The following is a 10,295-nucleotide window of genomic DNA, read 5'->3' as shown; positions in this document are numbered from 1 at the left end:
CCCGGCGGCACGACCGTCGCGGCGCTCGGCGTGCTCGACGAGCGCGGGCTCGACGATACGGTCGCGGCCGCGGTGGCCGCTGCGGTCGCGCGCGCGAAGGAACTGGGGGCGTAGTGGGGGCATTCACCATCTCGAGCGTCTTCCGCGCACTCGTGCAGTTCTACGGCCTGCTGATCTTCGCGTACGTGATCATGTCGTGGTTCCGCCCGACGGGGACGATGTGGGAGATCTACCACGTGCTCGGCAAGGTGTGCGAGCCGTACCTCGGCCTGTTCCGGCGCTTCGTCCCGTCGATGGGCGGACTCGACTTCTCGCCGATGATCGCTCTGCTGGTGCTGTCCTACGGCGGGAGCATGATCGCGCGGCTGCTCGCCGGGCTCGGTGTCTGAATCCTGTACAATCCCGCCGTATGACAGGCGCTTTAGAAGGGTGCGGTCCGCCTCATGAAGCTCACTCCGCTCGACATCCACCACAAGGAGTTCCGCCACTCGGTCAAGGGCTACAACGAGCAGGAGGTCGACGACTTCCTCGACGAGGTCGCCGACGAGTTCGAGCGGGTCTTCAAGGAGAACATCGACCTGTCCGAGAAGCTCGAGGCCGCCAACGACCGCGTCTCGACCTACCAGCAGATCGAGCGCACCCTGCAGAGCACCCTGCTCCAGGCGCAGCGGACCGCCGACGAGATCATCGAGAAGTCGCGCGTCGAGGCTGCCGACCGGATCCGTGACGCCGAGCTGAAGGCCAAGGAGCTCATCCACCATGCGCTCTCGCAGAAGCAGGGCGTCGGCACGGAGCTCGGCCGGCTGAAGTCCGCCGAGGAGGAGTTCCGCACCGCCTTCCGCGCCTTGCTCGAGAAGTACCTCGCCACGCTCGCCGAGGTGAAGCTGCCCGAGGACGTGCGCGTGATGGCGGGCGTGACCGCCGAGGGCATCGTCGGCGACGCCGAGGTCGCGCAGCCGGGCGCGGAGGCGAAGCCCGCTGCGGACGCCCCGGTCGCCGCTGCCGCAGCGCCCGAGCTCGAGCCGCCCGCGCCTGGGTTCGTCACGGGCGTCCAGCTCGGAGAGACCGGCAGCGCGGCCCCGGTGCCGATCGATGACGACGCCGGCATCGACGCGCCCGAGTTCAAGCTGCCGCGCAGGACGGCGGGCGAGCGCGAGAACGACATCGACATCGAGGAGATCGACTAGCCCTCGATGGGGACGCGGATCACGGTCCACGTGACCCCGCGCGCGGGCCGCGACGAGATCGGCGGCTGGCGCGGTGATGAGCTCCAGGTCCGCGTGACCGCTCCGCCGGAGGGTGGCAAGGCGAACGCGGCGACCTGCGAGCTGCTCGCCGAGGCGCTGCGCGCGCCGAAGAGCACGGTCCGCGTGGTGCGTGGGGAGACCTCCCGGCACAAGCTGGTGGATCTGCACGGGGTCGGGGCAAGTGAGGTCAAGGCGGCGTTCGGGGAGCCCGACGCGCCGCTGTTCTGAGGGGCCGTTCGCGTTGACCCTCGCGCACGGGCCGCGCTACCATCGCTCGCACGCGGTCGCGAGACTGCGCCCATAGCACGACAGGCAGCGACGAGGACGAGTAGCGTTCACGGCACGGCCCTTTCCAGCGAGCGGGGACAGTGGGAGCCCGCGGGCACGGCGAAACGCGCGAACATCACCTCCGAGCCCCGGACCGAAACGGCGCTGTGCAGGCCGCGGGTAGGCTCCGGCGGGACGCCTCCGTTACCGGGCGGGACAGTGCCGCGCGGGAGGTCCGCGCAAGCTGGGTGGTGAAAGCGAACGCGAAGCATTCGAGCGCGCTTCGTCCCGGGCATGAGGACGAGGCGCGCTTTCGTTTGTGCTGACGAGAGGACCTATCACGATGGGCGAGGCGCCGGACTACAAGAGCACGATGAACCTGCCGCAGACGGACTTCCCGATGAAGGCGTCGCTGGCAACCCGGGAGCCGGAGCGGCTCGCGTGGTGGGCGGAGCGCGACATCTACGCGAAGTCGCTCGTGGTCAACGCCGGCGGGCCCGCGTTCGTCCTGCACGACGGGCCGCCCTACGCGAACGGTCACATCCACATGGGCACCGCGTTCAACAAGGTGCTCAAGGACGTGGTGGTCAAGTACAAGACGATGCGCGGGTACGTGGCGCCGTACGTGCCGGGATGGGACTGCCACGGCCAGCCCATCGAACACCAGGTCGAGAAGGACCTCGGCCCCGAGGTCATGAAGACGATCTCGCAGGCCGATTTGCGCGCGAAGTGCCGCGACTACGCCATGCGGTTCGTGGGTGTGCAGGCCGACGAGTTCATGCGGCTCGGCGTGCGCGGCGACTTCATCGACCCGTACCTCACCCTCAAGCCCGAGTACGAGGCCGGCAACGTCCGCATCTTCAAGGAGATGTACCGCCGCGGGATGATCTACAAGGGCCGCAAGCCCATCCACTGGTGCATCCGCTGCCGCACGGCGCTCGCCGAGGCCGAGATCGAGTACGCCGATGAGCCCGGCGAGAGCATCTACGTGAAGTTCGAGCTGACGTCGAGGCCTGACGCTTGGGCACAGGTAGCCGAGCCGATGCACGTGCTCATCTGGACGACGACGCCGTGGACCCTGCCGGCCAACGTCGCGGTGACACTCGCCGAGGACGCCGAGTACACGGCGCTCAAGACCGACCGCGGCGACTGGGCGGTCGTGGCGGTCGAGCTCGCAGACGAGGTCGCGTCCGTGACCGGCTGGAGCGGCGAGCGGCTCGAGCCGTACGTGAAGGGCGCGGACCTCGCCGGGCTGAAGTACCGCCAGCCGATCCACGAGGGCGTCGAGGGCGTCGTCATCACCGGCGGCCACGTCGACCTGTCGACAGGCACCGGCGCGGTGCACACGGCACCCGGCCACGGCGAGGAGGACTACCTCGTCGGCGCGAAGCACGGCCTGCCCTCGCCGATGCCCGTGGACGACGACGGCGTCTTCGATGCGGGCGGAGGCCCCTTCGCCGGCATGAACGTGTGGGACGCCAACCCCGTCGTCATCGACTGGCTGCGCGAGCGCGGCACGCTCGCCGCCGCCGGCAAGACCGACCACAGCTATCCCCACTGCTGGCGCTGCAAGCAGCCGGTCATCTTCCGGGCCACCGAGCAGTGGTTCGTCTCGATGGACAAGGCGGCCGAGGGCCGCACCCTGCGCGAGGGCGCGATGGACGCCATCGGCACCGTGGACTGGGTGCCGGGCTGGTCCGTGAACCGCATCTCGGCGATGGTCTCCGACCGTCCCGACTGGTGCATCTCGCGCCAGCGCGCGTGGGGCGTGCCCATCCCGGTGTTCTCGTGCACGAAGTGCGGGGAGACGGTCGCCACGCCCGAGACGTTCGACGCGGTCATCGCGCTGTTCGAGAGCCAGGGCGCCGACGCGTGGTTCACGAAGGCGCCTGCCGAGTACCTTCCGGCCGGCACGGCGTGTCCGCGGTGCGGCACCGGCGTCGATGGGCTCGCGCCCGAGAAGGACATCGTGGACGTATGGTGGGAGTCGGGCGTCTCGCACACGAGCGTGCTCGACGCGCGCGAAGAGCTGTCGCGCCCGGCTGACCTGTACCTCGAGGGCTCCGACCAGCATCGCGGGTGGTTCCAGTCGGCGCTGCTGACGAGCGTGGGCGCGTACGACGCCGCGCCGTACCGCGGCGTGCTGACGCACGGCTTCATCGTGGACGGCGACGGCCGCAAGATGTCCAAGTCGCTCGGCAACGTGGTCTCACCGCTCGACGTGGTCGCCAAGTCGGGCGCGGACATCGTGCGGCTGTGGGCCGCCTCGGCCGACTACTCGCAGGATGTCTCGGTCTCCGACGAGATCCTCGACCGCACGAGCGAGGCGTACCGCCGCATCCGCAACACGTTCCGATTCCTGCTCTCCAACCTCTACGACTACGATCCGGCCGCCGCGGTCGCTTTCGAGGACATGCCCGAGTTCGACCGCTGGGCGATGGTCACGCTCGCTGACCTCGTCGACGATGTCACCCGGCAGTACGACGAGTGGCAGTTCCACCGCGCGTACCGCTCCGTGTACGACTACTGCGTCACCACGCTCTCGGCGTTCTACCTCGATGCGCTCAAGGACCGCCTCTACGCCGACGCGGCCACCTCGCTGGGCCGGCGCAGCGCCCAGACGGTGCTCGCCGCGATGCTCACTGCGCTCGTTCGCCTGGTGGCGCCGGTCCTCACCTTCACCTCCGAGGAGGTCTGGCAGGAGATGCCCGCACCGCTTCGCGGAGGCGTCGAGTCGGTGCAGCTTGCCGGCTGGGCGGCCGTCGACGTGCCCGAGGAGTGCTGCGAGGACCTTCGCGAGGCGTACGCGGTCGTGCTCGCCGCGCGCGACGTGGTCACGCGTGCGCTGGAGGAGGAGCGTGCGGCTGGCCGGATCGGCAAGAGCCAGGAGGCGCACCTCACGATCGCCGCGCCCGCCGAGGACCTCGCGGTGCTCTCCGCGCGGGGGGCCGAGGCCCTTGCCGAGATGCTGATCGTCGCGGACGTCGCCGTCGAGGAGGGCGTAGGCGCCGGGATGACGGCGGCGGTGACGAGGGCGAGCGGCGACAAGTGCCCGCGCTGCTGGAACGTGCGGCACCTCGGCTCGGACGGGCTGTGCCCGCGCTGCTCGGGCGTCGTCACCGCGCTCGGCGGCGCAGGGTAGCGCAAGAGCGGCGGCCGCACCCACGGTGGTATACTCGCAGGTGACGTGACGACGCCCGGCACCACTTGGCCGGGCGTCGCGTATCAGACGGAGGCACGGACCTATGGACGACGCGACACTCGCGCGCATCACCGCGACGCTCGAGGCCGAGCGGGCCCGCCTGCTCGAGGAGATCGCCGAATACGAGCGCGAGGGGCACGAGACCCTCTCGGACGTGTCCGGCGAGAACAACTACCGCGACCACATGGCCGATCAGGGCTCCGCGACGTTCGCGCGCGAGCTCGACATGACCATGGAGGGGAACGCCCGCGAGGCGTTGGCCGCCGTCGACCGCGCCCTCGCGCGCATCGAGGCCGGTACGTACGGCGTCTGCGGCCGCTGCTCCGAGGAGATCTGTGCCGACCGCCTCGAGGCGGTGCCGACGGCCGATCTGTGCGTGTCGTGCAAGGCGTGGGAGGAGTCGCAATAGCGCGGGGCCGCGCCGCGGCGCTGGCTGCAGGCATCGCGGCGCTCGTGCTGGCTGCCGACCTCTCGTCCAAGGCGGCGGTGCGCGACCTCATCGCCCCGAACGAGTCGGTCCCCGTCATCGACGGCGTCGTGTGGCTCACGCACGTCCGCAACGCCGGCGCCGCGTTCGGCATGCTCCAGGGCCTGCAGTTGCTGTTCATGGGCATCAGCGCGGCCGTCATAGTCGGTGTGGCGGTCTATCTCGCGCGGGGCGCGCGGCACGGAGGCTGGACCGTCGTCTCGCTCGGCCTGCTCGCGGGCGGGTCCGCCGGCAACCTGTACGACCGGCTCACCCTCGGGCGCGTGACCGACTTCGTCGACTTCCGATGGTTCCCCGTGTTCAACGCGGCGGATGCCGCGATCAGCGCCGGGGTCATCGTGCTGGTGCTGATCGTCCTGTTCGCGAAGGACGACGACGCTGGCGAGGCCGCCGGAGCGGCGGCCTCGGACGAGGGGAACGGCGAGTGAGCGCGGCGCCCGGCTCCCACACCGTCACGGAGCAGGAGGCGGGCACCCGGCTCGACAAGGTGCTCGGCGGGCTGCCCGGAGTCCCGAGCCGCACGTGGGCGGCGCGTGCCGCCGAGCAGGGTCTGGTGCTGGTCGACGGTCGGCCCGCGGGCAAGCAGCACCTCGTGACGGCAGGGGAGGTGATCGCATGGGAGCCCCCCGCTCGCGAGGTCGCAGGCGACCTGGCGCCCGAGCCGATCCCGCTCGATATACGCTACGAGGACGAGCACCTCATCATCCTGTGCAAGCCGGCGGGCCTCGTCGTGCATCCCGCGCGCGGGCATCAGACCGGCACGCTCGTGCATGCACTCCTCGCGCATAGCGAAGACCTCGGGACGCTCGCGGGCGAGGACCGGCCCGGGATCGTGCACCGGCTCGACAAGGACACCTCAGGCCTGATGATGGTCGCCAAGAGCGATGAGGCCCAGGCGGTGCTCGGCGACGCGATCAAGGTGCGCGCCGTCGACCGGCGCTACCTCACCCTGGTGCACGGTCGCATCGCACCGGACACTGGGCTCATCGACGCCCCGATCGCGCGCCACCCCAAAGACCGGCTGCGCATGGCGGTGGTCGAGTCGCCTTCGGCACGCCAGGCGGTCACGACCTTTCGCGTGCTCGAGCGGTGGGACGCCGGTCGTGACGACGACGGCTACACGCTCATCGAGTGCAAACTGTACACCGGTCGGACCCACCAGATCCGCGTCCACATGGCGTTCACCAGCCACCCCTGCGTCGGCGATCAGCTGTACGGCCGAAGGAGGCCGAAGGCGGACCTCGGGCTGGCGCGCCAGTTCCTCCACTCCTGGCGCATCGCCCTCGACCATCCGATCACCGGCGAGCACCTCGAACTCGCGGACGCGCTGCCGGCCGACCTGGCGTCGGCGCTCGCGTCGATCGAGGGCGAGTCGTTCGGGCGCACCGAGGCGGGCGAGGAGGTCCTCGGCGTGTTGGAGGGCGTGCCCGCGGGAGGCGCCCGCATGGCGTGAGGCCGCGTACGGCGCGCGTTGGGGCGCGTGCGGCCATGATGGGAACACACTTGGAGGACGCGTTGTTTCGGACGGGGGAGTGATGGGCCGGACGATAGTCATCGCGGAGGATGACCCGCAGAGCATGTACCTCGCGCGGTTCCTGCTCGAGAAGCGCGGGTACGAGGTCGTGCCGGCGGTCGATGGCGAGCAGGTCATCGAGGCGGTCCGCGTCAGCGAGCCGGACCTCGTGCTGATGGACATACACCTGCCGAAGCTGGATGGCTACGCGGCGACCCGTGCCCTGCGTGAGGAGTTCGGGCCGGGCCTGCCCATCGTCGCGCTGACGGCGCACTCGATGAAGGGCGACCGCGAGGCGACCTTCGAGGCGGGCTGCGACGGCTACATCTCCAAGCCCATCGACCCTGGGAGGTTCGTGGAGGACGTCGAGGAGTACCTGTCTGGAGGCGATCGGTGATGCGTATCCTCGTGGTGGACGACGATCAGGCGGCGCGCCATCTAGTGACGAGCATCGCCCGTTCCGCTGGACACGAGGTGCTCACCGCCTCCGATGGCGCGGAGGCGCTCGAGGTCGCGCGGACCGAGCCTCCGGAGCTCCTCGTCTCAGACATCCTCATGCCGCGGATGGACGGCTACCAGCTCGTGCGGGAGTGGAAGTCCGACCCAGCCCTCGCGCCGATCCCGGTGGTGTTCCTGACGGCTTCGTACACGGACTCGGCGGACGAACGGTTCGCGATGGATCTGGGAGCCGAGCGCTTCCTGACCAAGCCGGTGGAGCCCGACGTCCTTCTGGCGGTCCTTGCCGAGGTCGCCGAGAGCACCGGGCCAAGAGGGGCGGCGATGGCCCAGCGCCAGCCGCGCATCGGGGAGGGCGAGATCCTGCGCGAGTACAGCGACCGGCTCGTCCGCAAGCTCGAGCAGAAGGTGATCGAGCTTCAGCAGTCCAACAACATGCTGAACGCGGCGATGGACGCGCTCTCGACCGAGTTGCAGGTCAAGACGGCGCTCATCGAGGAGTTGGGCGGCCGGATCGACGCGGACCACGAGCGCGAGGTCGACGACTTGCGCGCCCACGACGAGTTGGGCGACGCGATCGACGGCGCCCAGGTGCTCGCCGTCGTCGTCGACGCGCGGGGCGTGGTGACGTACTTCGGGCGCGGCGCGGAGCGGCTCACCGGCTTCGCGGCCGATGAGGTCGTCGGCCGCGACTGGTTCGAGGTGCTGGTGCCCGCCGGCGAGCGTGACGCGCGCCGGTCCGCGATGGCGACGCTGCTCGCCTCGGGCGGCACCGACCGCAACGAGTCCGTGCTCACGACCGCGCGCGGCGAGCGGCTCACCATCGCGTGGACCGACGTGTGCTGGCGCGACGACTCCGGCGACATCGCCGGCGTGCTCGCGATCGGGGTGCCGCAGTAGCTCCCCCGGTGCCGGAGCGGCCGGCACACACCCTCTCCACACAGCGGCGTCAGACTCGCGCCCAAGGAGGTGCCGCGAGAAGCATGAACGCCGGATCGACACGCATCCTGCTCGTCGAGGACGAGCGCGCCATCCGTGAGGCCGTCGAGGCCTACCTCGAGCGCGACGGGCTCTGGGTGACCGCGGTGGCCGACGGCCGCGCGGCGCTCGAGGCGTTCGCCAAGGGCGGCTTCGACCTCGTGGTGCTCGACCTGATGCTCCCGGTGCTGTCGGGCGAGGAGGTCTGCCGCCGCCTCCGCGACGTCTCCGACATCCCGATCATCATGCTCACGGCGAAGGGCTCCGAGGAGGAGCGCGTCGCCGGACTGGAGATGGGCGCCGACGACTACCTGGTCAAGCCGTTCTCGCCGCGCGAGCTGGTCGCGCGCGTGCGCGCTCTCGTACGCCGCGCGCATTCCGAGGAGGAGCCCCAGCGCGCCAGGGCCGTGTACGGCCCGCTCGAGATCGACCTCGCCGGCCACCGCGTGTTCCTCGGCGGCGAGGAGGTCGAGCTGACCGCGAGCGAGTACAAGCTCCTCGTCACGCTGTCGCGCTACCCCGGCCGCGTCTACTCGCGCATGGAGCTCGTCGAGAAGGTGCTCGGGTACGACTTCGAGGGTTACGAGCGCGCGATCGACTCCCACGTGAAGAACCTGCGGGCCAAGCTCGGCGACGACCCGAAGGAGCCGAGCTTCATCCACACGGTGTTCGGCGTCGGCTACCGCTTCGACCCGCCCGCCGGGAGCGAGTAGGCCCCGCGTGCTGCGTAGCGCCGGCCTCGGCCTCAGGCTCGCCGTCGCCTTCGCGGGCGTTGCGCTGTTCACCGCCGGGCTCGCCGGCCTCATCCTCACGAGCGTGTGGCAGCGCCAGTTCAACGAGTACGTGCTCGCGACGGTGCAGGAGCGTGCGGATGACGCGGCGGCCGCCTTCGCGGGCGTCTACGCGGACGCGGGCACGCTGGACTCGGTGCGGTTCGTGGACATCGGGCACTACGGCATGTCGATGCGCGGTTTCCGGCTGCGCCTGTACGACGAGGACGGTGCCCTGATCGCCGACTCGCCCGGCAATCAGGGCGTGCCGTTCAACAGCGCGCTCACCGACGAGCTCGACTCGCCGGTCGCGGCTACGCCGATCGTGGTGGGCGGCCGGAAGGTCGGCGAGGTGCGTGTCTCGTCGCTGTACCCCGGGCAGCTGCTGACCGAGCGCGACATCGCCTTCCGGAGCTGGTCGCTCGTCGGCCTGCTCGTTGCCGCCGTGGTCGCCGTGCTCGCCGCCAGCGGCGCGGGCGTGTGGTTCTCGCGCTCGCTCGTGCGGCCCATCGAGCGGGTGACCGCGGTCGCGGCGCGGATGCGCGAGGGCGACCTCGACGCGCGCACCGGGATGGATGGCTCGAGCGCCGTCGAGGGGCTCGGGCGCACGCTCGACGAGATGGCCGACGCGATCGCGGAGGAGCGGGAGTTCGAGCGCCGCCTGACCGCCGACGTCGCCCACGAGCTGCGCACGCCGCTGCAGGCGATCCAGGCGACGGTGGAGGCGATGCAGGACGGCGTGCTGCCTGCCGACGAAGAGCGGCTCGGCACGGTGCGTGAGGAGACCATGCGGCTCGCGCGCCTGACTGACGGCATCATGGACCTGTCGCGCCTCGAGAGCAGGTCGGCGCGCATGCGACGCGAGTCCGTGGACCTGTCGGCGGTGGTCGCGGCCGCGGTCGAGACGCACCGGGCGTTGATGGAGTCCGCGGGTCTCACGATGAGCGACGAGGTCGTGCCGGGCGTCACGGTGACGGGCGACGCCGACCGGCTGCGCCAGGCTATCGGCAACCTGCTGTCGAACGCGGCGCGCTACACGCCCGAGGGCGGCGCAGTATCGGTGAGTCTGGCCGTCGAGGACGGCAGCGCCGTGGTGCGCGTCCGGGACTCCGGGATCGGCATCGCCCCGGACGACCTTCCGCACGTGTTCACGCGCTTCTGGCGCGCAGACCCCGCCCGGCAGCGGTCGAAGGGCGGACTCGGCATCGGGCTCGCCGTCGTGCGGGAGATCGCCGAGCGCCACTGCGGGACGGTCGCGGCCTCGTCCGACGCGGGCGGCGCCGAGTTCGTGCTGCGCGTCCCGCTGGCCGCACCGGCAGGCTAGCGGCTCCGGGTCAGACCCGCGAACGAGCCGTCGGCGAGCACGGCCACGGTC

11 protein-coding genes and 1 pseudogene are annotated in these 10,295 nt (G+C 70.9%); all 12 read left to right on the top strand.

All coding sequences use genetic code 11. The features are described from left to right. The coding region (locus FDZ70_02760) for a pyrroline-5-carboxylate reductase (protein ID TLM79740.1) at nucleotides 1–114 on the top strand (114 nt) is incomplete at its 5' end. Between the two features lie 77 nt (nucleotides 115–191). Then, nucleotides 192–389, top strand: a complete 198-nt coding sequence (locus FDZ70_02755) for a YggT family protein (GenBank protein ID TLM79741.1) — start codon at nucleotides 192–194, stop codon at nucleotides 387–389. Nucleotides 390–443: 54 nt separating this feature from the next. Continuing rightward, nucleotides 444–1,187, top strand: a complete 744-nt coding sequence (locus tag FDZ70_02750; GenBank protein TLM79739.1) for a DivIVA domain-containing protein — start codon at nucleotides 444–446, stop codon at nucleotides 1,185–1,187. A 6-nt stretch (nucleotides 1,188–1,193) separates the two neighbouring features. Further along, the gene (locus FDZ70_02745; GenBank protein ID TLM79738.1) at nucleotides 1,194–1,475 is read left to right on the top strand and encodes a DUF167 domain-containing protein; all 282 of its coding nucleotides are present in this window, start codon (nucleotides 1,194–1,196) and stop codon (nucleotides 1,473–1,475) included. Between the two features lie 382 nt (nucleotides 1,476–1,857). Further along, nucleotides 1,858–4,656, top strand: a complete 2,799-nt coding sequence (gene ileS / locus FDZ70_02740; protein TLM79737.1) for an isoleucine--tRNA ligase — start codon at nucleotides 1,858–1,860, stop codon at nucleotides 4,654–4,656. A gap of 103 nt (nucleotides 4,657–4,759) precedes the next feature. After that, nucleotides 4,760–5,125: a hypothetical protein gene (locus tag FDZ70_02735; GenBank protein ID TLM79736.1), complete on the top strand. Its 366-nt coding sequence runs from the start codon at nucleotides 4,760–4,762 to the stop codon at nucleotides 5,123–5,125. Between the two features lie 20 nt (nucleotides 5,126–5,145). Continuing rightward, a pseudogene (lspA, locus tag FDZ70_02730) lies at nucleotides 5,146–5,562 on the top strand (signal peptidase II). After that, nucleotides 5,490–6,656, top strand: coding sequence for an RluA family pseudouridine synthase (locus tag FDZ70_02725; protein ID TLM79735.1), 1,167 nt, complete (start codon nucleotides 5,490–5,492; stop codon nucleotides 6,654–6,656). The pseudogene lspA and the gene FDZ70_02725 overlap by 73 nt, the downstream one beginning before the upstream one ends. Before the next feature lie 82 nt (nucleotides 6,657–6,738). Beyond that, nucleotides 6,739–7,113, top strand: a complete 375-nt coding sequence (locus FDZ70_02720) for a response regulator (protein ID TLM79734.1) — start codon at nucleotides 6,739–6,741, stop codon at nucleotides 7,111–7,113. Continuing rightward, on the top strand, nucleotides 7,110–8,072 hold the full coding sequence (locus FDZ70_02715) for a response regulator (protein ID TLM79733.1): 963 nt from the start codon (nucleotides 7,110–7,112) through the stop codon (nucleotides 8,070–8,072). Before FDZ70_02720 ends, FDZ70_02715 begins: the two co-directional genes overlap by 4 nt. An 83-nt stretch (nucleotides 8,073–8,155) precedes the next feature. Further along, on the top strand, nucleotides 8,156–8,863 hold the full coding sequence (locus tag FDZ70_02710; GenBank protein ID TLM79732.1) for a response regulator transcription factor: 708 nt from the start codon (nucleotides 8,156–8,158) through the stop codon (nucleotides 8,861–8,863). A gap of 7 nt (nucleotides 8,864–8,870) precedes the next feature. Continuing rightward, the gene (locus FDZ70_02705; GenBank protein ID TLM79731.1) at nucleotides 8,871–10,244 is read left to right on the top strand and encodes a HAMP domain-containing histidine kinase; all 1,374 of its coding nucleotides are present in this window, start codon (nucleotides 8,871–8,873) and stop codon (nucleotides 10,242–10,244) included. Nucleotides 10,245–10,295 lie beyond the last annotated feature (51 nt).

Source organism: Actinomycetota bacterium (assembly GCA_005774595.1).
In the GTDB taxonomy this organism is placed as follows: domain Bacteria; phylum Actinomycetota; class Coriobacteriia; order Anaerosomatales; family D1FN1-002; genus D1FN1-002.
Note: the sequence above shows the minus strand (reverse complement) of the source record. Positions and strands in the feature narration are given on the sequence as shown.

Bases quoted from the DNA above. Each gene is read 5' to 3' on its own strand.
- FDZ70_02755 (TLM79741.1), top strand. From the start codon at position 192: ATGTCGTGGTTCCGCCCGACGGGGACGATGTGGGAGATCTACCACGTG.
- FDZ70_02750 (TLM79739.1), top strand. From the start codon at position 444: ATGAAGCTCACTCCGCTCGACATCCACCACAAGGAGTTCCGCCACTCG.
- FDZ70_02745 (TLM79738.1), top strand. From the start codon at position 1,194: ATGGGGACGCGGATCACGGTCCACGTGACCCCGCGCGCGGGCCGCGAC.
- ileS (TLM79737.1), top strand. From the start codon at position 1,858: ATGGGCGAGGCGCCGGACTACAAGAGCACGATGAACCTGCCGCAGACG.
- FDZ70_02735 (TLM79736.1), top strand. From the start codon at position 4,760: ATGGACGACGCGACACTCGCGCGCATCACCGCGACGCTCGAGGCCGAG.
- FDZ70_02725 (TLM79735.1), top strand. From the start codon at position 5,490: ATGGTTCCCCGTGTTCAACGCGGCGGATGCCGCGATCAGCGCCGGGGT.
- FDZ70_02720 (TLM79734.1), top strand. From the start codon at position 6,739: ATGGGCCGGACGATAGTCATCGCGGAGGATGACCCGCAGAGCATGTAC.
- FDZ70_02710 (TLM79732.1), top strand. From the start codon at position 8,156: ATGAACGCCGGATCGACACGCATCCTGCTCGTCGAGGACGAGCGCGCC.